Origin of the sequence: Streptomyces sp. NPDC092296, from assembly GCF_044755465.1 — a bacterium.
GTDB lineage: Bacteria > Actinomycetota > Actinomycetes > Streptomycetales > Streptomycetaceae > Peterkaempfera.
In genome coordinates this window covers 75,568-96,379 of record NZ_JBIVRB010000004.1, presented here as the reverse complement: position 1 = coordinate 96,379, position 20,812 = coordinate 75,568, and the positions used below count along the sequence as shown (strand labels likewise).

The 20,812-nt window shown below is 73.3% G+C and carries 22 protein-coding genes and 3 tRNA genes; 4 read left to right on the top strand and 21 right to left on the bottom strand.

What is annotated here, in order from left to right; genetic code table 11:
- Positions 1 to 14 precede the first annotated feature (14 nt).
- The 5 genes from ACIQGZ_RS13465 to ACIQGZ_RS13445 all read right to left on the bottom strand — a co-directional run bounded on the left by ACIQGZ_RS13465 (position 15) and on the right by ACIQGZ_RS13445 (position 1,522).
- Positions 15 to 443 carry a MaoC family dehydratase gene (locus ACIQGZ_RS13465; RefSeq protein WP_402601597.1) on the bottom strand — a complete coding sequence of 143 codons (429 nt, stop codon included), beginning with the start codon at positions 441 to 443 and terminating at the stop codon, positions 15 to 17.
- Positions 444 to 451: 8 nt separating this feature from the next.
- Entirely contained in the window at positions 452 to 901 is a 450-nt protein-coding gene (locus ACIQGZ_RS13460; protein ID WP_402601595.1) for a MaoC family dehydratase N-terminal domain-containing protein, read from the bottom strand.
- 183 nt (positions 902 to 1,084) lie between these two features.
- Entirely contained in the window at positions 1,085 to 1,249 is a 165-nt protein-coding gene (gene rpmG / locus ACIQGZ_RS13455) for a 50S ribosomal protein L33 (RefSeq protein WP_004571794.1), read from the bottom strand.
- Between the two features lie 84 nt (positions 1,250 to 1,333).
- A tRNA-Met gene (locus tag ACIQGZ_RS13450) sits at positions 1,334 to 1,406 on the bottom strand.
- A gap of 43 nt (positions 1,407 to 1,449) precedes the next feature.
- Positions 1,450 to 1,522 (bottom strand) — tRNA-Thr (locus ACIQGZ_RS13445).
- Between the two features lie 256 nt (positions 1,523 to 1,778).
- Here ACIQGZ_RS13445 and ACIQGZ_RS13440 point away from each other — a divergent pair.
- Both ACIQGZ_RS13440 and ACIQGZ_RS13435 read left to right on the top strand, forming a co-directional pair.
- Entirely contained in the window at positions 1,779 to 3,065 is a 1,287-nt protein-coding gene (locus ACIQGZ_RS13440) for a hydrolase (protein ID WP_402601593.1), read from the top strand.
- 136 nt (positions 3,066 to 3,201) lie between these two features.
- Positions 3,202 to 3,867, top strand: a complete 666-nt coding sequence (locus ACIQGZ_RS13435; protein WP_402601592.1) for an NAD(P)H-binding protein — start codon at positions 3,202 to 3,204, stop codon at positions 3,865 to 3,867.
- Between the two features lie 67 nt (positions 3,868 to 3,934).
- Here ACIQGZ_RS13435 and ACIQGZ_RS13430 read toward each other — a convergent pair whose 3' ends face one another.
- The 4 genes from ACIQGZ_RS13430 to ACIQGZ_RS13415 all read right to left on the bottom strand — a co-directional run bounded on the left by ACIQGZ_RS13430 (position 3,935) and on the right by ACIQGZ_RS13415 (position 7,625).
- Positions 3,935 to 4,513, bottom strand: coding sequence for a GNAT family N-acetyltransferase (locus tag ACIQGZ_RS13430; RefSeq protein WP_402601591.1), 579 nt, complete (start codon positions 4,511 to 4,513; stop codon positions 3,935 to 3,937).
- A 197-nt stretch (positions 4,514 to 4,710) separates the two neighbouring features.
- Positions 4,711 to 6,720, bottom strand: a complete 2,010-nt coding sequence (locus tag ACIQGZ_RS13425; RefSeq protein WP_402601968.1) for an APC family permease — start codon at positions 6,718 to 6,720, stop codon at positions 4,711 to 4,713.
- A 226-nt stretch (positions 6,721 to 6,946) separates the two neighbouring features.
- The gene (locus ACIQGZ_RS13420) at positions 6,947 to 7,372 is read right to left on the bottom strand and encodes an STAS domain-containing protein (RefSeq protein ID WP_402601590.1); all 426 of its coding nucleotides are present in this window, start codon (positions 7,370 to 7,372) and stop codon (positions 6,947 to 6,949) included.
- A 171-nt stretch (positions 7,373 to 7,543) separates the two neighbouring features.
- Positions 7,544 to 7,625, bottom strand: a tRNA-Tyr gene (locus ACIQGZ_RS13415).
- A 188-nt stretch (positions 7,626 to 7,813) separates the two neighbouring features.
- On the opposite strand from ACIQGZ_RS13415, the gene ACIQGZ_RS13410 reads away from it, so the two are divergent.
- Entirely contained in the window at positions 7,814 to 8,302 is a 489-nt protein-coding gene (locus ACIQGZ_RS13410) for a YajQ family cyclic di-GMP-binding protein (RefSeq protein ID WP_402601589.1), read from the top strand.
- Positions 8,303 to 8,434: 132 nt separating this feature from the next.
- Positions 8,435 to 9,076, top strand: coding sequence for a hypothetical protein (locus ACIQGZ_RS13405; protein ID WP_402601588.1), 642 nt, complete (start codon positions 8,435 to 8,437; stop codon positions 9,074 to 9,076).
- A gap of 29 nt (positions 9,077 to 9,105) precedes the next feature.
- Here ACIQGZ_RS13405 and ACIQGZ_RS13400 read toward each other — a convergent pair whose 3' ends face one another.
- From ACIQGZ_RS13400 to ACIQGZ_RS13345, 12 genes are all read right to left on the bottom strand, one after another.
- Positions 9,106 to 9,498 (bottom strand): YccF domain-containing protein, encoded by a 393-nt coding sequence (locus tag ACIQGZ_RS13400; RefSeq protein ID WP_402601586.1) that lies wholly within the window; start codon positions 9,496 to 9,498, stop codon positions 9,106 to 9,108.
- Positions 9,495 to 10,358, bottom strand: coding sequence for a zinc metalloprotease HtpX (gene htpX / locus ACIQGZ_RS13395; protein ID WP_402601585.1), 864 nt, complete (start codon positions 10,356 to 10,358; stop codon positions 9,495 to 9,497). The genes ACIQGZ_RS13400 and htpX overlap by 4 nt, the downstream gene beginning before the upstream one ends.
- A 162-nt stretch (positions 10,359 to 10,520) precedes the next feature.
- Positions 10,521 to 12,077, bottom strand: a complete 1,557-nt coding sequence (locus ACIQGZ_RS13390; protein WP_402601966.1) for an NADH-quinone oxidoreductase subunit N — start codon at positions 12,075 to 12,077, stop codon at positions 10,521 to 10,523.
- Between the two features lie 51 nt (positions 12,078 to 12,128).
- Positions 12,129 to 13,715: a NuoM family protein gene (locus ACIQGZ_RS13385; RefSeq protein WP_402601584.1), complete on the bottom strand. Its 1,587-nt coding sequence runs from the start codon at positions 13,713 to 13,715 to the stop codon at positions 12,129 to 12,131.
- A gap of 61 nt (positions 13,716 to 13,776) precedes the next feature.
- Positions 13,777 to 15,912, bottom strand: a complete 2,136-nt coding sequence (locus ACIQGZ_RS13380) for an NADH-quinone oxidoreductase subunit L (RefSeq protein ID WP_402601582.1) — start codon at positions 15,910 to 15,912, stop codon at positions 13,777 to 13,779.
- Positions 15,909 to 16,301, bottom strand: coding sequence for an NADH-quinone oxidoreductase subunit NuoK (gene nuoK, locus ACIQGZ_RS13375; protein WP_402601581.1), 393 nt, complete (start codon positions 16,299 to 16,301; stop codon positions 15,909 to 15,911). Before nuoK ends, ACIQGZ_RS13380 begins: the two co-directional genes overlap by 4 nt.
- A 6-nt stretch (positions 16,302 to 16,307) precedes the next feature.
- On the bottom strand, positions 16,308 to 16,952 hold the full coding sequence (locus ACIQGZ_RS13370; RefSeq protein ID WP_402601580.1) for an NADH-quinone oxidoreductase subunit J: 645 nt from the start codon (positions 16,950 to 16,952) through the stop codon (positions 16,308 to 16,310).
- Positions 16,949 to 17,527 carry a NuoI/complex I 23 kDa subunit family protein gene (locus ACIQGZ_RS13365; protein ID WP_402601578.1) on the bottom strand — a complete coding sequence of 193 codons (579 nt, stop codon included), beginning with the start codon at positions 17,525 to 17,527 and terminating at the stop codon, positions 16,949 to 16,951. The genes ACIQGZ_RS13370 and ACIQGZ_RS13365 overlap by 4 nt, the downstream gene beginning before the upstream one ends.
- Positions 17,527 to 18,486 (bottom strand): NADH-quinone oxidoreductase subunit H, encoded by a 960-nt coding sequence (locus ACIQGZ_RS13360; RefSeq protein WP_402601576.1) that lies wholly within the window; start codon positions 18,484 to 18,486, stop codon positions 17,527 to 17,529. The genes ACIQGZ_RS13365 and ACIQGZ_RS13360 overlap by 1 nt, the downstream gene beginning before the upstream one ends.
- A complete protein-coding gene (locus tag ACIQGZ_RS13355) occupies positions 18,483 to 19,538 on the bottom strand; it encodes an NADH-quinone oxidoreductase subunit C (RefSeq protein WP_402601574.1) in 1,056 nt (351 codons plus the stop codon). Before ACIQGZ_RS13355 ends, ACIQGZ_RS13360 begins: the two co-directional genes overlap by 4 nt.
- Complete coding sequence (gene nuoB, locus ACIQGZ_RS13350; protein WP_402601572.1) at positions 19,535 to 20,281, bottom strand: NADH-quinone oxidoreductase subunit NuoB; 747 nt, start codon at positions 20,279 to 20,281, stop codon at positions 19,535 to 19,537. Before nuoB ends, ACIQGZ_RS13355 begins: the two co-directional genes overlap by 4 nt.
- Positions 20,272 to 20,721 (bottom strand): NADH-quinone oxidoreductase subunit A, encoded by a 450-nt coding sequence (locus ACIQGZ_RS13345; RefSeq protein ID WP_402601570.1) that lies wholly within the window; start codon positions 20,719 to 20,721, stop codon positions 20,272 to 20,274. Before ACIQGZ_RS13345 ends, nuoB begins: the two co-directional genes overlap by 10 nt.
- Positions 20,722 to 20,812 lie beyond the last annotated feature (91 nt).

Below are 20,812 nucleotides of genomic sequence, written 5' to 3'. Positions count from 1 at the left end.
GCCCGGACCCGCCGTCAGGCCAGCTGGACCACGGCGCGGGCCATGCCCAGCACCTTCTGGCCCGCGCTGGTGGCCGTGAGATCCACCCGCACCCGGCGGCCGTCCAGCTTCACCGCGACCTTGCCGGCCACCTCGATCAGCGCCCCGGTGCCGTCGTCGGGCACCACTACCGGCTTGGTGAAGCGGACGCCGTACTCGACCAGCGCGGCCGGGTCGCCGAGCCAGTCGGTGACCACCCGGGCCGCCTGCGCCATGGTGAACATGCCGTGCGCGATCACGTCCGGCAGGCCGACCTCGCGGGCGAACCGCTCGTTCCAGTGGATCGGGTTGAAGTCGCCGGAGGCCCCCGCGTACTGGACCAGGGTGGCCCGGACCACCGGGAAGGACTGCGCCGGCAGCTCGGTGCCGACCTCGACCTCGTCGTAGCTGATGCTCGTCGCCATGGTTGCGCTCACTCCCCCGCCGTACCGCGTGCCACCAGCGTCATCACTGCCGTGACCACGTGCTCCTCGCCCGCGTGCACCTCGCCGCGCACCGAGAGGATGTCATTGCCCGCCATCGCCTTGGCGGAGTCGATGGTCACGGTGACCGAGAGCAGGTCCCCGGCCCGCACCGGGCGGGTGTAGGCGAACTTCTGGTCGCCGTGCACCACCCGGGAGAAGTCCAGGCCCAGCTCCGGGTCGCCCACCACCTGGCCGGCGGCCCGGTAGGTGATCAGGAACGGGAAGGTCGGCGGCGCGATCACATCCGGGTGGCCGAGCGCCTTGGCCGCCTCCGGATCGCGGTAGGCCGGATTGGCGTCCCCGATCGCGTCGGCGAACTCGCGAATCTTCTCCCGGCCCACCTCGTACGGGGCGGTGGGCGGATAGGACCGCCCGATGAAGGAGGGGTCCAGCGGCATGGGCAGCTCCTTGCGGCACGGGTGACGCGGACGTCAGCGGCGCGGACGTTACGGAGGGAACGCTACGACGGACGGCCCTCCGGTACCGCACCGGGTGCCCGGAGCGGTCACGCACAAATGGCTCCAGACCGCCCCCGGTACGGGGACGGCCTGGAGCCGGTAAGGCCTGGTGTGAGCCCCGGGTCAGCGGGTCTCGCGGTGCGCGGTGTGCGCGTTGCAGCGGGGGCAGTGCTTCTTCATCTCAAGACGGTCCGGGTCGTTGCGCCGGTTCTTCTTGGTGATGTAGTTCCGCTCCTTGCACTCCACGCAGGCCAGCGTGATCTTCGGGCGGACGTCAGTGGCAGCCACAGGAGTGCCTTCCTCGGACAGACGGATGAACGCAACAAGAGTAGCCGATCGGGAGTTTCAATCCCCCCGACCGGCTACGCGGGGTAGCGGTGACCGGACTTGAACCGGTGACACAGCGATTATGAGCCGCTTGCTCTACCGACTGAGCTACACCGCTTGGATGACCAGGGAGCCTGCGAGTGCAGACACCTGCTCACCAGAGCCCCAATACGGAATCGAACCGTAGACCTTCTCCTTACCATGGAGACGCTCTGCCGACTGAGCTATTGGGGCGGGCCGAAGAAGAGATTACACGGTTCCGGGCCGAAGGTGAAATCCGTATCCCGGTGGGAAGATCGCAGGCCAGGGCCGGTCCTGCGAGGCTGCCGCGCGCCCCGTGCCGGTACGACTAATGCCCGCCTGCCGACCGCCCCGCCGACCGCCGCCTAGGCTCGGCCCGTGATCGCGGGCCCCGGGGACCACCCAGGAATTTCCTGGGTGGTCCGGATGCAGGCTCAAGGAGGACACAGACGGCGGGAAGGAGCGGCGGATGCCGGCGGACGGGGCACCCGCCGACGGGCCGCACCCCGGCGCGTCCGGCGCGCCGCACGCCGGGCGGCCCGCGCTGCTGCTGACCGGCGCGCGGCTGCTGGACGGCCGGGTGGTGGACGTCAGGATCGGCGGGGACCGCATCCAGGCGGTGGGCACCGCGGGCAGCCTCGGCCACGGCACCGCCCCGCCCGGCCCGCGCGTCGACCTCGGCGGCTATCTGCTGCTCCCCGCCCCCGCCGAGCCGCACGCCCACCTGGACGCCGCCTTCTCCGCCGCGCTCCCCGGCCCGCCCCCGGAGGGCGGCCCGGAGCTGCTGCGCCGGATCACCGAGGGCGCGCTGACCGGCCTCGGCTACGGCGCCACCGCGCAGCGCACCCACGTCCGGATCGGCGCCCTGCACGGGCTGGGCCGGCTGGAGACCGTACTGGAGGCGGGTCGGGCGCTGCGCGGCCTGGTGGAGGTGCAGGCGGTGGCCATGCCCCGGCTGCTCACCGGGGCGGCGGGCGCGGCGGAGCGCGAACTGCTGCGGGAGGCGCTCAAGCTGGGCGCGCACGCCGTCGGCGGCTGCCCCGATCTCGACCCGGACCCCGCCGGGTACGTGGAGACGCTGCTCGGCATCGCCGCCGAGTTCGGCTGCCCGGTGGACCTGCACACCGACGCCGCCGACCCGGCCCGGCTCACCCGGTTGGCCGCCGTGCTCGGCCCGGTGCGGCCGCGCGCCGCGATCGGCCCCTGCACCCGGCTCGGCCTGCTGCCGGACGGCGCGGCGGCCCGCTGCGCCGACCGGCTGGCCGCCGCCGGGGTGGCGGTGGTCTGCCTGCCGCAGAGCGGCGGCTGCACCGGCTCCGGCGGGCCCGGCCACCCGGCACCCGCCGCCTTCCGCCCGGCGCTGGCCGGGGTGCTGCGCCGGGCCGGGGTGGCCCTCGCGGCCGGCAGCGGCGGACTGCGCGACCCCGGAAACCCGGTCGGCCGGGCCGATCCGCTGGAGGCGGCCTTCCTGCTGTCGGCGGCGGGCGCACTGGAACCCGAGGCGGCGTACGAGGCCGTCAGCGCGCGGGCGCGGGAGGTGCTGGGGCTGCCCGAGGTGCGGGTGGAGGCGGGGTTCCCGGCGGAGCTGCTGGCGGTGCGGGGGGACAGCCTGCGCGGGGCACTGGCCGGCGGCCAGAGCCGGGTGGTGGTGCACCGGGGCCGGGTGGCCAGCCGGACCAGCGCGGTCCGCGAGTTCGCGGACACCACGACCCTGGCCGTCCCCCGCCAGGGGCGCGGCACCCCGCCCCGGCCGTGAGCCCCGGCCCGGCCCGGTACAGCCCCGGGTACAGCCCCGGGTACAGCCCCGGTCGTGCCTGCCGTACCCGCCCGTCCCCCCGGACGCCTGCCGCCGACGCGCTGCGGCCCTGCGGGAGCGTGGCTAGGCTCGTCCCATGCGCATCGTCATCGCCGGTGGACACGGGAAGATCGCCCTGCGGCTGGAGCGGCTGCTCGCCGGGCGCGGCGACGCGGTCGCCGGGATCATCCGCAACCCCGACCAGGCGGCGGACCTGCGGGCGGCGGTCGCCGAACCGGTCGTCCACGATCTGGAGAAGTCGTCGGTCGAGGAACTGGCCGGGCTGCTGGCGGGCGCGGACGCGGTGGTCTTCGCCGCCGGAGCCGGTCCGGGCAGCGGCGCGGCCCGCAAGGAGACGGTGGACCGCGACGCGGCCGTGCTGCTCGCGGACGCCGCCGAACGGGCCGGTGTGCGGCGCTATCTGATGGTCTCCTCGATGGGCGCGGACGCCGGTGCCCCCGACAGCGCGGACCCGGTCTTCGGCGCCTATCTGCGGGCCAAGGGCGCCGCCGACGACGCCGTCCGCTCCCGCCCGGCGCTGGCCTGGACGGTGCTGCGGCCGGGGCGGCTCACCGACGGTCCGGGCACCGGCCGGGTGCGGCTGGCCCCGTCCACCGGGCGCGGCGAGGTGCCGCGTGACGATGTCGCGGCGGTGCTGGCGGCGCTGCTGGACGCGCCCGCGACGGCCGGGGCGACGCTGGAGCTGGTGAGCGGCGACACGCCGGTGGCGGAGGCGGTCGCGGCCGTGGTCGGCCGGGGCTGACCCGGGCCCGTACCGCTGGGCCGGTTCAGCTGGGCCGACTCAACTGGCCCGGTTCAGCTGGCCCGGTTCAACCCGGCGGGGGTGCCGACACGTCCCGGCGGTACTGGACGATCAGCTCTCCCCAGTCGTCGATGTGGGCGCGGCCGGTGCGGCGGAAGCCGTGGGCGCGGTACAGGCGGTTGGCGCGCATGTTGTCGGCGTACGTCCACAGCTGGACGTACCGATGACCGAGGGCCGGTGCACGGCCCAGGATCTCCCCCATCAGCAGTCGGCCCACGCGCTCGCCCCAGCGGTCGGGCAGCACCGAGACCAGCGAGATGTGCAGCAGTTCGGGGACCAGCGGACCGGCCCCGTCGTCCGCCCGCCCCGGCACGGCGAGCAGGGTGCCGACCGTGAGCGGCGGCCCGGTCTCCGGCGCTGTCGCGTCGGGCGGCGTGCCGTCGGGCGGTGTGCCGTCGGGCGGCGTGAAGTCCTCAGCGACCAGCAGCAGCGCCCCGGGTGCGGTCATCCGCGTGTAGACCAGGTCGTGCTGCTCCTTGGGTAAGGCCCGGCCGTTGCGGCGGGCCAGGTGGGCGGCGTGCCAGACCTCGGCGGCGGCCGCGACGTCCGCCGCCCCCGCCTCCCGTACCCTCACCGTCTCCCCCACCCCGGCCTCCCCTCCGAGCAGGCGCCTCCCCCGCGTGCCGTGCTTTCTACCATGCCGTGCCGTCATATGCGGGAGGAATGTTCCGCACGGACACCGCCACCCCGCACCCCCGGGGTCGACCGCTCCCGGCCGGACGGCGGCTCCCCGCTGGCCAGGGCCGGTACGAGCACGCGGCGTCCCCGGGCCGGGCGCCTGGGTCAGGGCCGCCGGCGTCCCCCGGAAGAGTTACCCGCCCCGCTGCGCGACCGGGGCCGCGGGGCGGGCTCGCCGCGCCGGACGGCGCCCGGCGCACGGGACACCGGGTGGTTGGCGTGGGCGGAGGAGCTGAGCTGCCAGGGCACGCTGGTGACCATCACCCCCGGGGTGAACAGCAGCCGGCTCTTGAGCCAGAGCGCGGACTGGTTGTGCAGCAGGTTCTCCCACCAGTGGCCGACCACGTACTCCGGGATGAACACCGCGACCAGGTCACGCGGACCGGCGCGCCTGATCGACCGTACGTACTCCACCACCGGCCGCCCCACCTCGCGGTAGGGCGAGTCCAACACCTTGAGCGGCACCGGCAGGTCCAGCTGCCGCCACTGCTCCTCCAACGCGGCGGTCTCCTCCCGGTCCACCGAGACATTGAGCGCCTCCAGCGAGTCGGGGCGGAACGCCTGGGCGTACGCGAGCGCCCGCAGCGTCGGCTTGTGCACCTTGGAGACCAGCACGATCATCAGCACCCGGGCGGGCGGCCGGTACTCACCGCGCGGGTCGGTGACGGCCAGTTCGGCGGCGGTGCTGTCGTAGTGGCGGCGGATGCCGCGCATGGTCGTCCACAGCACGATGGCGGCGAGCACCGCCAGCCAGGCGCCCTGGGTGAACTTGGTGAGCAGCACGATCACCAGCACCAGCCCGGTGACCACCGCGCCGGTGCCGTTGACGATCCGGGCCAGGTGGTGGCGGCGGCGCAGCGCCGGGTCGGTCTCGGTGCGCAGCTCGCGGTTCCAGTGCCGCACCATGCCGGTCTGGGAGAGGGTGAAGGAGGTGAACACGCCGAGGATGTAGAGGTGGATCAGGCTGGTGACGTTCGCCCGGAAGGCCCAGAGCAGCACGCCGGCGACCACGGCCAGCGCCAGGATGCCGTTGGAGAACGCCAACCGGTCGCCCCGGGTGTGCAGTTGGTGCGGCAGATAGCGGCGCTGGGCGAGGATCGAGGCCAGCAGCGGGAAGCCGTTGAACGCGGTGTTGGCCGCCAGCACCAGCACCAGCGCGGTCACCGCCTGCACGTAGTAGAAGCCGAAGCTCTGCTCGCCGCCGAAGACCGAACCGGCGAGTTGGGCGATCACCGTGCGCTGGGTGAAGGAGGCGCAGTTGCCGCCGATGCCGGTCAGCCGGCAGGAGTCGTCGGTGATGTGCACCTTGGCGACCAGCGCCAGCGTGGTGATCCCGGCGAACATGACCACCGCGATCAGGCCCATGGCCGCCAGGGTGGTCGCGGCGTTCTTCGACTTGGGGCGGCGGAAGGCGGGCACCCCGTTGGAGATGGCCTCCACCCCGGTCAGCGCGGTGCAGCCGCTGGAGAACGCCCGCAGACAGAGCATCACCAGGGCGAACCCGGCCAGCCCCTGGTCGCCCGGGTCCGGCCGGATTCCGTACCGGGCGCTCTCGGCCACCGGCGCGTCACCGAGCAGGTAGCGGAACAGGCCGGTGCCGATCATGATCAGCATGCCGGCGATGAACAGGTACGTCGGCGCGGCGAACGCCGTACCGGCCTCCCGGATCCCGCGCAGGTTGACCGCGGCCAGCACCGCGACGAACAGCAGCGCCATCAGCACCCGGTGGCCGGCCAGCGACGGGACGGCCGAGATGATGTTGTCGACGCCGGAGGCCACCGACACGGCGACCGTCATCACATAGTCGACCAGCAGCGAGGCCGCCACCACCAGGCCCGCCGAGGCCCCCAGGTTGGTCGAGACGACCTCGAACGAGCCGCCGCCGCTGGGATAGGCGTGCACCACCTGGCGGTAGGAGAGCACCACGACGGCCATCAGGCAGACCACCGCCAGCCCGATCCACGGCGTGAAGTGCAGATAGGCGAGGCCGCCCACGGTGAGCACCAGCAGGATCTCCTGGGTGGCATAGGCCACCGAGGAGAGCGGGTCGGAGGCGAAGATCGGCAGTGCGAGGCGCTTGGGGAGGAGCGTCTCCTGGAGCTCCTCGCTGCGCATGGCGCGGCCGAGCACCAGGCGTTTGAGCAACCCGGTCACAGTGGGCACAGCGCGAGCGTAAGCCGCCCCGGCCGCCCCCTCGACCGCTGCTGCGGCGGATGGCGCAGCGCTGCCCCGACCAGGTGGCGGGGTGGCCGGCCCGGTCCGCGCCCGGTGTCGTACGCCCCTGATCGTCGTACGCCCCTGATCGCGGCGCGCCGGGACCCACCCCCGGGGCGCGGTTCGCTCAGCCGGGCCCGCCGCCCCGGCCACCCGCGACCGTGGCGGCGCCGCCCCCGGCGGGGGTCGGCCGGGTCGGGGTGCGCGGCGGGTCGGCGGGCAGGTCGAGGGCGGGCAGTACCGCCACGGCCTCGGTGATCCGGGTCAGCGTCAGCAGCCGCAGCAGCCGGGGAGCGGTGACCATCGCCGTCACCGTGCCGCCCCGCTCCCGCGCCCGGCGGGCCGCTCGCAGCAGCGGGCTCAGCCCGGCGCAGTCCGCGAAGGTCACCTGGCGCAGATCCACCAGCAGGTCGCAGCCGGGGTGGGTGGCGGCCGCGTCCTCCAGCAGCCGGTCCGCCGCCGGCGCGGTCAGCAGGTCCAGCTCGCCCCGCAGCACCACCACGGAGCCGAAGCAGGGGGACGACGGGGACGCGGAGGGCGGGGTGCGGTCCATGGCCGACTCCTCTCGCGGGAGGCGACCCCGGGCGATGTACCGCCGGGCTTCCGATCGTGTGCTTCCCCAAGCCGACCCGTCAAGCACCCGCCCGCGCCGACCGCCGGACCCCACACAGCAGAATCGGCCCTGAGCGGCGTTTCCGCTGCTCAGGGCCGATTCCGGCGTTTGTGGCGGGTGTAGGGTTCGAACCTACGTAGGCATTGCCGGCAGATTTACAGTCTGCTCCCTTTGGCCGCTCGGGCAACCCGCCAGGGGCGTCTCACGGGGCCGTGCCCCGCTTGACGTCGTAAACGATACCCGATGCCCCGGGGTGGTCCGCCACTCGGTTGATCACGGGTTGATCAACCGGGGTGGGGGGCGTGCGGCGGCCGGGTGCGGCGGTGGTGGATAGGCTGGGCGCCGGACAGTGCCGTACCACCGCCAAGGAGAACCGACAGCATGGCCGACTCCAGTTTCGACATCGTTTCGAAGGTCGAGCGGCAGGAGGTCGACAACGCGCTCAACCAGGCCTCCCGCGAGATCGCCACCCGCTTCGACTTCAAGAACGTGGGCGCCTCCATCGCCTGGTCGGGCGAGAAGATCGAGATGAAGGCCAACTCCGAGGAGCGGGTCAAGGCGATCCTGGACGTCTTCGAGACCAAGCTGGTGAAGCGGAGCATCTCGCTGAAGGCGCTGGACGCCGGCGAGCCGCAGCTCTCCGGCAAGGAGTACCGGATCTCCGCCTCCATCAAGGAGGGCATCTCCCAGGACGATGCGAAGAAGGTCTCGAAGATCATCCGCGACGAGGGCCCCAAGGGCGTCAAGGCCCAGATCCAGGGCGACGAACTCCGGGTCTCCTCCAAGAGCCGCGACGACCTCCAGGCCGTCCAGGCGCTGCTCAAGGGCAAGGACCTGGACTTCGCACTCCAGTTCGTCAATTACCGCTAGATCAGGGCTCTGACCGGCGGGAACACCAGCCTTCCCACCGGGGAGGGCGCACCGAGGGCCACGGCACCGGAGACTTCCGGGTGCTGCCCTCGATGCGCCCTCCCTGTCCGGCGCTCATGACAGGCTTGGGGAATGCTCTCCGACTCCGCCGCCTCCGACGACTGGCACACCCCGGCCGAGCTGACGCCGCTTGAGGGCAGCGAGGCGTTCCGGGGCATGGATGGCGGAACGGTGCTGGACTTCTGGCGCTATGCGCTGCCCGACCTGCGGACCAACACCACCCGGGGCCTGCTCGCGGAGTTCCTGGTCCACCGCGCGGTCGGCGCCGTGGCACGCAACACGGAGTGGGAGAGCTTCGACGTCCTGACGCCGGACGGGCTGAAGATCGAGGTCAAGACCAGCGCCTACCTCCAGGCCTGGGGCCAGCGCCGGCTGTCGGAGATCCGCTTCTCCCGGCTGCGCGGGCGCACCTGGACCCCCGAGAACGGCGACGCCACCGAGCAGTCCTACAACGCCGACGTCTACGTCTTCGCCCTCCACTCCGCGCTCACCCACGCCGACTACGACCCGCTGGACATCGGCCAGTGGGGCTTCCACGTCGCCCCCCGCGCTCTTGTGCAGGCCACCGGACAGGCCAGCCTGGGCCTGGCCTCCGTACGCCGCCTCTGCGGCGGGCCCATCACCTACCAGCAGCTCGCGGACCGCATCACGGCCTGCGCCCGCCGGTCACTCTCCACCGGCGGACCCACCGAAGCCGCCACCACCGACGCCTGACGGTGTGCTCAGGGCGGACCGCCTCACGCTCAGCGGGTGGCGAAGGGGCGGTCGGTGGGGACGATCTCGCGGCCCAGGGGGAGCAGCGAGATGGGGATGAGCTTGAAGTTGGCGATGCCCAGCGGGATGCCGATGATGGTGAAGCAGAGGGCGATGCCGGTGGTGATGTGGGCGAGGGCGAGCCACCAGCCGGCGAAGACGATCCAGATGATGTTGCCGATCAGGGAGCCCGCGCCCGCGTCACGGCGCTCGACGGTGGTGCGGCCGAAGGGCCACAGGGCGTAGCCGGCGATCCGGAACGAGGCGATGCCGAACGGGATCGTGATGATGAGGACGCAGCAGATGATGCCGGCCAGCACATAGCCGATCGCCATCCAGAAGCCGCAGAGCACCAGCCATATCAGGTTCAGCAGCGTTTTCATGACCCGTAGCCTCCCATGCGCTCGAGCCTGGCGACGCGCTCCGCCATCGGTGGGTGGGTGGAGAAGAGTCTGGTGCCCACCTCGCCGGGGCGGAAGGGGCTGGCGATCATCATGTGACTGGCGGTCTGGAGCTGCGGCTCGGGCGGCAGCGGGAGCTGCTTGGTGCCGGCGTCCAGCTTGCGCAGGGCGCTGGCCAGGGCGAGCGGGTCGCCGGTGATCCGGGCGCCGTCGGCGTCGGCCTGGTACTCGCGGGAGCGGCTGACGGCCAGCTGGATCAGGGAGGCGGCGACCGGGCCGAGGATCATGATCAGCAGCATCCCGGCCAGGCCGGGGCCCTCGTCGTCGTCGCTGCGGCCGATGGGGATCAGCCAGGCGAAGTTCACCAGGAACATCACCACCGAGGCGAGCGCGCCAGCCACCGAGGAGATCAGGATGTCGCGGTTGTAGACGTGGCTCAGCTCGTGGCCGAGCACGCCGCGCAGCTCGCGCTCGTCCAGGATGCCGAGGATGCCCTCGGTGCAGCAGACGGCGGCGTTGCGCGGGTTGCGGCCGGTGGCGAAGGCATTGGGGGCGGCGGTGGGCGAGATGTACAGGCGGGGCATGGGCTGGCGGGCGGCCGTGGAGAGCTCCCGGACGATGCGGTACAGCCCGGGGGCCTCGATCTCGCTGACCGGCCGGGCGCGCATGGCCCGCAGCGCCATCTTGTCGCTGTTCCAGTACGCGTAGGCGTTGGTGCCCAGGGCGACGACGACCGCGACCAGCAGGCCGGTGCGGCCGAAGAAGCCGCCGATCACGATGATCAGCGCGGACAGGCCGCCGAGCAGTACGGCGGTCCTCAGCCCGTTGTGCTGGCGGTGCAACGGCCGGCCCTCCAAAGCGTGCGACGGGGAAGCCCTCTCATCCGATCAACGGCGGGACGAGCGGTCCTGGTTCCCTTGTCCCCCGGGTGACGGCGTTGCGCAACCGCACGGCGCGCTCGGCGGCACGCGCGCCGGTGCCCGCCGACGCGCTCCGGAGCGTACTCAGAAGAGGGAGCTGTCCAAGACCCGGAGCACCAGCTGGGGGGCCAGCGACAGGGCGACCGCGCCCACCGCCGTGAGGCCGACGGCGGCGGCCAGCGGGGCGGGGGTCCGCTGCGGCGGGACGGACCGGGCGTCTTCGGGGGCGGCGGCGAACAGCTTCGCCGTCCAGGTCAGGTAGTAGTACAGCGCCACGACGACATTGACCGCCATCACCACGGCCAGCCAGCCCAGGCCCGCGTCCACGGCGGCGCGGAAGACGACGACCTTGGCGAAGACGCCGATCACCCCGGGCGGCAGCCCGGCCAGGCAGAGCAGCGCGAAGGCGAGGGCCAGCGCGGCGGCGGGGCGGCGGGAGAACAGGCCGCGGTAGTCGTCCAGCCGGTTGTCCGCCGCACTGCGGCCGACCACGGCGACGACCGCGAAGGCGCCGAGGTTCACCACCGCGTACACCAGGGCGTAGGCGGCGGTGGCGCCCAGCGCGTTGCCGCCGCCGTGCCGCTGTCCGGCGGCGGCCAGCGGCACCAGCAGATAGCCGGCCTGGCCGATGGACGACCAGGCGAGCAGCCGTACCGCGCTGCGCGGCGTGTCGGGCCGCTGCCGCAGCGCCGCGACATTGCCCGCGGTCATGGTGGCGGCGGCCAGTACGGCGAGCAGGATGCCCCAGGTGTGGCCGTACGGGCGGAAGGCGATCTCGGTGACCAGTGCGATGCCCGCGAGCCCGGCGGCCTTGGAGACCACCGAGAGGTACGCGGCGACGGGCACCGGGGCGCCGGTGTAGGTGTCCGGCAGCCAGAAGTGGAAGGGGACGGCGGCGACCTTGAAGGCGAAGCCGACCAGGGTGAGCGCGGCGCCGGCCTGGGCGAGGTGCCGCAGCTGGGCGGGTGCGTGCTCCAGTCCGTCGGCGAGGGCGGTCAGGTGGATGCTGCCGCCCGCCGCGTACACGAAGCTGACGCCGAGCAGCATCACGGCGGTGGCGGTGACCGAGGAGAGGAAGAACTTCAGCGCGGCCTCGCCGCCGAGCCGGTCGCGGCGCAGGCCGACCAGCGCGAAGGCGGGGAGCGAGACGACCTCGAGCGCGATGATCAGGGTGGCGAGGTCGCGGGCGGCGGGCAGCAGGGCGGCGCCGGTGGCGCTGCTGAGCAGCAGGAACCAGTACTCGCCGCCAGGCAGCCGGTGCTCCTCCACGGTGTGCAGCGACAGCAGGGCGGTGAGCAGGGCGCCGCCGAGGGCGATCAGCTGGAAGACCAGGGCGAAGTGGTCCGCGACATACGAGCAGCCGGCGTTGTCAGTGGTGGCCGCTACGGTTTTCAAGCAGAAGGTGGCGCGGTCGCCGTGGCGCAGGGGGATGAGGGCGAGCAGGGCGAGGGCGAGGGCGGCGATGGTCGCCCAGCCGAGCAGCTGCTTGCGCCGGGCGGGCAGGAAGAGGTCGGCGACCAGGATGCCGAGGGCGGCGACGGCGGCGATGAGCGGCGGGGCGACGGCGACCCAGTCCACGGACTGGATGAGTGCGCCGGGGTGGGACACGGCCAGGTCGGTGAGGTGCTGGGTCGCGGTCATGGCGGGCTGCCCGGGGGTGGGAGGGGCGAGGGGGCTGGTGAGCGGCACGGGTCAGCCACCTCCGAGGAGGCTCTTGACCGCCGGGTCGGAGAGGCCGAGGAGGACGGCGGGCCACAGCCCGGCGAGCACGGTGAGGGCGGCGAGCGGGGTCCAGGCGGCCGCCTCGTACGGCTGTACGTCGGCCAGGGCCGGCTGTGCCGCCCCGGGGGCGGTGCGGGGGGCCGTGGCCGGGTCGCCCATACAGACGCGGCGTACGACGGTGAGCAGATAGCCGGCGGTGAGGAGGGTGCCGAGGCCGGCCACGGCCATGAAGACCAGGTAGGCGGGGCGGGAGAGGCCCGCCGCAGGATGGAAGGAGCCGAACATGGCGAGCAGTTCCCCCCAGAAGCCGGCCAGGCCGGGCAGGCCGAGGCTGGCGACGGCGGCGAAGGCGAGGAGTCCGCCGAGCCGGGGCGCGCGGCCGTAGAGGGCCGCGCCGGTGGCGGTGCCGGTACCGGCCAGGCGGTCGAGGTCGGCGGTGCCGTAGCGGTCCTTGACGGCGCCGACCAGGAAGAACAGCAGGCCGGTGATCAGGCCGTGGCCGATGTTGGCGAAGAGTGCACCGTTGATGCCGGTGGGGGTGAGGGTGGCGATGCCGAGCAGGACGAAGCCCATGTGGCCGACGGAGGAGTACGCGATCAGTCGCTTGAGGTCGCCCTTGGCACCCGGGCGGGCCAGGGCGAGGCAGGCGAGGGAGCCGTAGAGGATGCCGACGGCGGCGAGTGCCCCGAGGTAGGGGGCGAGGGTGGCGGCGCCGTCGGGGGCGGCGGGCAGCAGCACGCGGACGAAGCCGTAGGTGCCCATCTTGAGCAGTACCCCGGCGAGCAGTACGGAGCCGACGGTCGGCGCGGCGGTGTGGGCGTCCGGCAGCCAGCTGTGCAGCGGCCACATGGGGGCCTTGACCGCGAGGCCCAGGCCGATGGCGAGGACGGCGAGGACCTGGGTGGTGTGGGAGAGGCCGGCACCGTGCCGGGCGGCCAGGGCGGTCATGTCGAAGGTGCCCGCCTTGCTGCCGAGCAGCAGCAGGCCGAGCAGCATCACGGCCGAGCCGAGCAGCGTGTAGAGGATGAAGCGGTTGGCGGCGGGGCCGCGTCCCTCGCCGCCCCAGCGGGCGATGAGGAAGTACATCGGGATCAGCACGATCTCGAAGGCGAGGAAGAAGAGCAGCAGGTCGAGCACGGCGAAGGTGCTGAGCATGCCGACTTCGAGCAGCAGCAGCAGGCCGGTGAAGGCGAGCGGCGAGGGGGTGCCGGGGCCGTCGGGGAGGCGGCGGGTGGAGTAGAGCGCGCACAGGAAGGTGAGCAGTGCGGTGAGGACGAGCAGCGGCAGGGAGATGCCGTCGACGCCGAGGTGGAACCGCACATCCAGGGCGGGAATCCAGGAGGCGTCGGTGACGGCCTGCATCCGGCCGGAGTCGCCGTGGTCGAAGCCGGCCGCGAGGACGACGGCGAGTACCAGCACCAGACCGGTGACGGCGGTGCCGAACCGCAGGGCCCGGCGGCCCTGGGTCGCCGGGTCGGCGCCGAAGGCGCGCGGGGCCAGGGTGGCGGCGGCGCCGAGCAGCGGCAGCAGGAGGAGGGCGATGAGGACTGCGTTCATCGGGCGGTCTCCGTGACGGTGACTGGTGCTGCTGCGGGCTCGGTGCGGGCGGCGCGGCCGGTCATGTGCCCACCGCCACCGCGACGGCGATGATCACGGCGCCGGCGAGCAGGGCGCTGAGGTAGGTCTGGGCGTTGCCGGTCTGGGCGCGGCGGACGGCGGCGCCGAGCAGCCGGGCGCCGAGACCGGTGCCGTTGACATAGCCCTCGACGACCTCGCGGTCCAGGAAGCGGACCAGCCGGGCGCCGGCGGTGAACGGGCGGACGAACAGCACCGTGTAGGCGCGGTCGACGCCGAAGCCCCGGGTGGCGGGGGTGAGCAGCGGGCCGAGCAGGCTGCTGGCCGGGTCGGGGGTGATGCTGACCGCTGCGGCGGCTGCCACGGCGGCCGCGATGGTCTCGTGGGTGGGCGGCACTCCGGTGGAGGCCAGTTCGGCGGCGAGGTCGGCCGGGGTCTCCTCCGGGGCGGACTCGGTGCCGACCGGCCGGACGGCGTGCTCGGCGGCGACGCGCTCCAGGACGGCGTTGGCGGCGTCGGCCTGGGCACGGGCGACCCGCAGCGAGGCGGTGCGCCAGGCGGCGTACGCGACCAGCACGCCGATCACGGAGAGGCCGGTGCCGAGGATCGCGGTGGTGAGGGTGGGGCGGAGCGAGCCGCCGTCGAGAAGGGAGGGCAGCCAGTCGGGGCGCAGCCCGGCGATGCCGAAGCCGATGGTGGGGACGGCCAGCACCCAGAGCGGCCAGCGCATGGCGTACGGCGCGGCGGGGGTGTGGTCGGGGGCTGCCGTGGCCTTGACCGGGTCCGTGGGTTGCTTCACCCCTCCCAGCAGGCGCGGGAGGGCACCGGCAAGCAGCCAGAGCCGGGTGGCGTAGGCGGCGGTGAGCAGCACGGTGGCCAGTCCGGCGACCAGCACGATCCAGCCTGCGGCGGCGGGTACGGCGCCGGCCGGGCCGAGGCCGCGGGTGAGGGCCTCGCCGGTGGCGGCGTGCTCGGCGGCGGTGAGCACCGACTCCTTGCTGAAGAAGCCGGCGAAGGGCGGCAGGCCGATCAGGGCGACCAGGCCGATGCCCAGCGTCCAGTAGGCGTCGGGGACGCGTCGGCGCAGGTCGGGCATCCGGGACATGGCGGTGAGCGAGTTGGTGTGTGCGGCGTGGATGACGGCACCGGCGGCGAGGAAGAGCAGCGCCTTGAAGAAGCCGTGGGCCAGCAGGTGGAAGACGGCGGCGTCACGGTCGCCGGAGGCGAGGGCACCGGCCATGTAGCCGAGCTGGCCGACGGTGGAGTAGGCGAGGACGCGTTTGATGTCGTCCTGGGCGAGCGCGCACAGCCCGGAGCCGATCATGGTGACGGCGGCCATGACGGCGAGGACGACCAGGGCGGCGCCGGAGAGCAGGAAGACCGGGAGGAGGCGGGCGACGAGGTAGATGCCGGCCGCGACCATGGTGGCGGCGTGGATCAGGGCGGAGACCGGGGTGGGGCCGGCCATGGCGTCCGGGAGCCAGGTGTGCAGCGGGAACTGGGCGGACTTGCCGGCCACTCCGGCGAGCAGCAGCAGCGCGATCAGGGTGGGGTGGTGCAGTCGGCCGTGGGCGGCCGCGTCCAGCACTCCGCTGATCCGGAACGTCCCGGCGTCGGCGCCCAGGGCGAAGATGCCGAACAGGAACGGCACGTCACCGAGCTTGGTGACCAGGAACGCCTTGAGGGAGGCGGAGCGGGCGTCGGCCGTCTCCCAGTGGTGGCCGATCAGGAAGTACGAGCAGATGCCCATGATCTCCCAGCCGACCAGCAGCACGATGAGGTCGCCGGAGTAGACGACCAGCAGCATGGCGGCGGTGAAGAGGGAGACCAGGGCGGCGTAGGAGGGGTAGCGGGGGTCGTCGCGCAGATAGGCGGTGGAGTAGATCTGCACGCAGGTGGCGACGATGCCGACCAGCACGGCGATGACGGTGGCGAAGCCGTCCAGGTGCAGTGCGAGGTCGATGTCCGGTCCGCCGGTGGGGGTGAGCCGGGTGGCGGCGTCCAGGGTGCTGCCGCTGCCCAGGTCCAGGGCGACCAGCAGGGCCAGGACGGCGGAGGCTGCGACGGGGAGGACGGCGAGCGGCCGTACGAAGCCCGGGGCGCGGCGGCCCGCAGCGAGCCCGGCGGCGGCGCCGAGCGCGGGCAGCACGGGGACGAGCGCGGCGAGGGTGACGGTCATGCGGCGGCCTTGCCCTTCACCGGGTCGGGGTCCTGGGAGGGTGGATCGTCCGGGCTGGGCGGACTGTCAGTGGTGGATGCGATGCTGTCGGTGAGGTCGCGGAGCCGGTCCACGTCGGCGGTGCCGTGGCTGCGGAAGACCATGAGGACGACGGCGAGGCCGAGGCCGATCTCCGCCGCGGCGACGGTGATGGTGAACAGGGTGAGCGCCTGGCCGGCGTGCAGGGTGTCGCGCAGCCAGACGTCGAAGGCGACCAGGTTGAGGTTGACGGCGTTGAGCATCAGCTCGACGGACATCAGGACCAGGACGGCGTTGCGCCGCGCGAGCACACCGTAGAGGCCGATGCAGAAGAGCAGGGCGGCGAGGACGGCGGGATAGGCGAGGTGCATCGGCGGTCAGCGCTCCTGCGGGGGGTTCGCGGGGGCGGTGCGGGCCGCCCTGCCAGGGCGGGGCCGAGGCGGGCGCGGCGCGCTGCGGGTCCGCTCGTTCCGGGACAGCACGATGGCCCCGACCAGGGCCGCGAGAAGGAGGACGGACAGTGCTTCGAACGGCAGTACCCAGTGGCGGAAGAGACTCTCCCCGGTGACCTCGGCGCTGCCGCCGCCCGCACCGAGGTCGACCCAGGTGGTGCGGAAGGCGTCGACGACCAGCGTGACCAGGGTGGCGGCGGCCGCAGCGGCGACACCGAGGGCCACCGGGCGGTTGCCGGAGTCGGCGTCGGGCGAGCGGCCTATCGGGGCCTTGGTGAGCATCAGGCCGAAGAACACCAGGACGACGACCGACCCGATGTAGATGAGCACCTGCGCCCAGGCGATGAACTCTGCGGTGAGCAGCAGGAACTCCACGGCCAGGCCACCGAGGGCCACCACCAGCCAGAGGGCGGCGTGCACCAGCTGGCGGGTGCTCACCGAGAGCACGGCGGCACCGAGCACGGCGAGGCCGACCAGGACGAAGACGATCTCGACCCCGGTCGGGGACAGGAAGGAGTGCCCTTGCGAGGAGAGCGATCCGGCGGCGAGCTGAAGGGGGGAGGCGGTCACTTGTCCTGCTGCTCCTCTGCGCTGTCCCCGGTGGCGGCCGCCTCGGCGGGCCGGGCGGCGGCCAGCTTGTCGGCGGCCTTGCGGGCGGCGGCGATCTCCTTGGGCTCCTCGGCGGCGGGGTCCAGGGCGGGCGGGGCCGGCACGGTCCACATCCACTCGCGCAGCCGGTCGCGCTCATGGGTGAGCTCGTGGATGTCCGTCTCGGCGTACTCGAACTCCGGCGACCAGAAGAGCGCATCGAAGGGGCAGACCTCGATGCAGATCCCGCAGTACATGCAGAGCGAGAAGTCGATGGCGAAGCGGTCGAGGACGTTGCGGGTGCGGGCACGGGCGTTGGGGTCGACCGCAGGCAGCGTCTCCTTGTGGGAGTCGATGTAGATGCACCAGTCCGGGCACTCGCGGGAGCAGAGCATGCAGACCGTGCAGTTCTCCTCCAGCAGGCCGATCACACCTCGGCTGCGGGGCGGCAGCTCGGGCTGCACGTCGGGGTACTGCGCGGTGACGGACCGGCGGGTCATCGTCCGCAGGGTGACGGCCAGGCCCTTGGCCAGGCCGCGACCGGGGAGGGGAGCCATCAGGAGATCACCACCTTGACGATGCCGGTGAGGGCGAGCTGGGCGAGGGACAGCGGGATCAGGGCGGTCCAGGCGAAGCGCATCAGCTGGTCCTCGCGCAGTCGGGGGTAGGTCACGCGCAGCCAGATGACCAGGAAGGCCAGCACGAAGATCTTGAGCAGCGTCCACAGCCAGCCCAGCCCGTCGGAGAACGGGCCGTGCCAGCCGCCGAGGAAGAGCACGGTGGTCAGCGCGCAGAGGACGAGGATGCCCGCGTACTCGGAGAGGAGGAAGAGCGCGAACCGCAGACCGGTGTACTCGGTGTAGGCGCCGAAGATGATCTCGGAGTCGGCCACCGGCATGTCGAACGGCGGCCGCTGCAACTCGGCCAGGCCGGCCGTGAAGAAGACGAACCCGCCGACGATCTGCCACGGCACCCACCACCAGTGGAAGGCGCTGACGATCCCGGGGAGGGAGAGGGTGCCGGCCGCCATCGCGACGGAGGCGGCGGCGAGCAGCATCGGCAGCTCGTACGACATCAGCTGCGCGGCGGTGCGGATGCCGCCGAGGAGGGAGAACTTGTTGGCGGAGGCCCAACCGGCCATCAGCGACCCGAGCACGCCGACACCCATCACGGCGAGCACGAAGAACAGGCCGGCGTCGAGAGCCTGTCCGACCAGCCCGTGCGGGCCGATCGGGATGGCGATCAGCACCACCAGGTACGGCAGCAGGGCGACGGCCGGGGCGAGCTGGAAGACCCGGCGGTCCGCGTCGGCGGGGACCACGTCCTCCTTCTGCGCGAACTTCACACCGTCGGCGACCAGCTGCGCCCAGCCGTGGAAACCGCCCGCGTACATCGGGCCCAACCGGCCCTGCATATGGGCCATGACCTTGTGCTCGGTCTGGCCGATGACCAGCGGGAGGACCAGGAACGCGACGAGGACGGCGATGCAGCGGAGCAGCGCTTCCAGCAGGGTCATGCGCCGTCTCCGTCCGGGCGGGGGGAGGGATTGTCCTCAGGTGCGGCGGGCTCCGCCGGGGTCTCGGGGGTCGGCTCCGCCGGGGTCTCGGGCCGGGCCGGGGTGGCCTCGGGCTGGGTCGGGGTCTCGGGCATGGCCTCCGCCGGGGTGGCCTCAGGCTGGGCTGGGGTCTCGGGGGTCGGCTCCGCCGGGGTCTCGGGCCGGGCCGGGGTGGCCTCGGGCTGGGTCGGGGTCTCGGGCATGGCCTCCGCCGGGGTGGGGGGCGGGGAGACCTGCCAGGGGGCGTCCGGGGTGCGGTCGCGGGTGGGTGGCGTGCTGGGGGTGGCCTCGCCGGGGGTGGGGGTGGTCTGGCTGGCCGAGCCGCCGCTGACGCTGCGGGTGCGGCGCGGCCGGTCGGCCCGTACCGGTCGCTCCCCGGCGCCGGCGGCCGTCCGGGCGCCGCGCGCGGGGCGCTCGGCGACCGGCGGCAGGGTGCCCTTGAGCGGGCCCCACTCGTTGGGGTCGGGCACGCCGGGGGGCAGCATCCGGCGGCGGCCGGCCGCCTGGCCCTCGCCGTGGTCGCTCTCGCCGGGTTCCTTGGCACCGGGCCACGCCTTGGCGACGCGCGCCGCGAGCACGAACTCCTTGCGCAGCGGGTGCCCCTCGAAGCCGTCGGGGAGCAGCAGCGTCGACAGCCCCGGGTGCCCGGGGAAGTCGATGCCGAACATCTCGTGCGTCTCCCGCTCGTGCCAGCCGGCCCCGGCGTAGACGCCGGTGGCGGTGGGCAGCGCGGCGCCGTCGCGCGGGACGCGGGTGCGCAGCAGCAGGTGCCTGGCCGGGGCGGCGTCACCGACCGCCGCGAGGTGGGCGGCGACGGAGAAGCCCTCCGCCAGTTCGTCCACGGCGCTCAGCCAGTCGAAGTAGGCCAGCCCGAGGTTGTCGCGGGCGGCGGTGAGGGAGTCGATCCAGTGCTCGGCGGGCACGTCCACCGTGAGCAGTTGGTAGCTCAGCTCGGCGGTGGCCCAGTCGCCGATGGCGGCGGCCGCCTCCTCCGGGGTGCGGTCGAAGGTCACTGCTGCGCTCCGGGGTCGGCTGCCGGTCCGGGGGTGTCGGTGGCCGGTCCGGCGACCAGGGGCCGGCGCAGTGCCGCGTTCCCGACGGCCGGGGCGGCCGGGGTGGCGGCGTAGCGGTCGGCCGTCGACTCCCCGGCGATCTTCTCCTGGAGCTTGAGGATGCCCTGGAGCAGTGCCTCCGGGCGCGGCGGGCAGCCGGGCACGTACACGTCCACCGGGATGATCTGGTCGACGCCCTTGGTGACGGAGTAGGAGTCCCAGTACGGGCCGCCCGAGTTGGAGCAGGCGCCGAAGGAGATCACGTACTTGGGTTCGGGCATCTGCTCGTAGAGGCGCTTGACGGCGGGGGCCATCTTGTCGGTCACCGTGCCGGAGACGATCATCAGGTCGGCCTGCCGGGGGCCGGGGGCGAACGGGATGACGCCCATCCTGATGAAGTCGTGCCTGGCCATGGACGCGGCGATGAACTCGATGGCGCAGCAGGCCAGACCGAAGTTGAAGCACCAGAGGCTGTAGCGGCGGCCCCAGTTGAGGACCACCTTCACCGGGTCCGGGGCGAGCCGGGCCAGCGGGCCGAGGCTGCGCTGCGCGGCGGCGGCCCCCGGCCGGGAGGGGTCGGGCATGCCGAGCGGCACGGCGCCCCCGGCGGCGGGGCCCGAGCCGTGGGCGTGCGACCCGTGGGCGTGCGAGCTGTGGCCGGGTGAGCTGTGGGTGGGTGAGCTGTGGGTGGGGGTCACGTCCATTCCAGGACGCCCTTCTTCCAGGCGTAGAGCAGTCCGACGGCGAGGAACCCGATGAAGACGAACATCTCCACCAGCGTCCCCGCGCCGTACCCGGGGGCGGCGAACACGGTGGCCCACGGGAAGAGGTAGATGGCGTCGACCGCGAAGATCACATAGAGGAAGGCGTACAGGTAGTAGCGGATCTGGGTCTGTGCCCAGCCCTCCCCCACCGGGTCCACACCGCACTCGTAGCTGAGCAGCTTCTCCGGGCTGGGGACCACCGGGCGCATCAGCCGGTTCGCGGTGAAGGCCACCGCGACGAAGACCACGCCGACGACGGCGATCAGCCCGACGGTCGTGTACGCGTCGAAGTAGCCGCCGCCCTTCACCGGGTCGGCCGCAGCATCGGCGGCCCGCTGCGCGAGCTGTCCCACCACGTGGGACGCCTGCGTTGCCTCCATGATCGGTGCCTCCGGCCCAGCGCTCAACGGCGGGTTCCCATGTTCCTTTACACAGCCATGACGTTTCGTACGCCTGGGAGTCTAGGTCCAC

Coding starts and splice junctions, on each gene's coding strand:
- ACIQGZ_RS13465 (WP_402601597.1), bottom strand. CDS start 443: ATGGCGACGAGCATCAGCTACGACGAGGTCGAGGTCGGCACCGAGCTG.
- ACIQGZ_RS13460 (WP_402601595.1), bottom strand. CDS start 901: ATGCCGCTGGACCCCTCCTTCATCGGGCGGTCCTATCCGCCCACCGCC.
- ACIQGZ_RS13440 (WP_402601593.1), top strand. CDS start 1,779: ATGCCGGCGGACGGGGCACCCGCCGACGGGCCGCACCCCGGCGCGTCC.
- ACIQGZ_RS13435 (WP_402601592.1), top strand. CDS start 3,202: ATGCGCATCGTCATCGCCGGTGGACACGGGAAGATCGCCCTGCGGCTG.
- ACIQGZ_RS13425 (WP_402601968.1), bottom strand. CDS start 6,720: ATGCGCAGCGAGGAGCTCCAGGAGACGCTCCTCCCCAAGCGCCTCGCA.
- ACIQGZ_RS13420 (WP_402601590.1), bottom strand. CDS start 7,372: ATGGACCGCACCCCGCCCTCCGCGTCCCCGTCGTCCCCCTGCTTCGGC.
- ACIQGZ_RS13410 (WP_402601589.1), top strand. CDS start 7,814: ATGGCCGACTCCAGTTTCGACATCGTTTCGAAGGTCGAGCGGCAGGAG.
- ACIQGZ_RS13405 (WP_402601588.1), top strand. CDS start 8,435: ATGCTCTCCGACTCCGCCGCCTCCGACGACTGGCACACCCCGGCCGAG.
- ACIQGZ_RS13400 (WP_402601586.1), bottom strand. CDS start 9,498: ATGAAAACGCTGCTGAACCTGATATGGCTGGTGCTCTGCGGCTTCTGG.
- ACIQGZ_RS13390 (WP_402601966.1), bottom strand. CDS start 12,077: ATGACCGCGACCCAGCACCTCACCGACCTGGCCGTGTCCCACCCCGGC.
- ACIQGZ_RS13385 (WP_402601584.1), bottom strand. CDS start 13,715: ATGAACGCAGTCCTCATCGCCCTCCTCCTGCTGCCGCTGCTCGGCGCC.
- ACIQGZ_RS13380 (WP_402601582.1), bottom strand. CDS start 15,912: ATGACCGTCACCCTCGCCGCGCTCGTCCCCGTGCTGCCCGCGCTCGGC.
- nuoK (WP_402601581.1), bottom strand. CDS start 16,301: ATGCACCTCGCCTATCCCGCCGTCCTCGCCGCCCTGCTCTTCTGCATC.
- ACIQGZ_RS13365 (WP_402601578.1), bottom strand. CDS start 17,527: ATGGCTCCCCTCCCCGGTCGCGGCCTGGCCAAGGGCCTGGCCGTCACC.
- ACIQGZ_RS13360 (WP_402601576.1), bottom strand. CDS start 18,486: ATGACCCTGCTGGAAGCGCTGCTCCGCTGCATCGCCGTCCTCGTCGCG.
- nuoB (WP_402601572.1), bottom strand. CDS start 20,281: ATGGACGTGACCCCCACCCACAGCTCACCCACCCACAGCTCACCCGGC.
- ACIQGZ_RS13345 (WP_402601570.1), bottom strand. CDS start 20,721: ATGGAGGCAACGCAGGCGTCCCACGTGGTGGGACAGCTCGCGCAGCGG.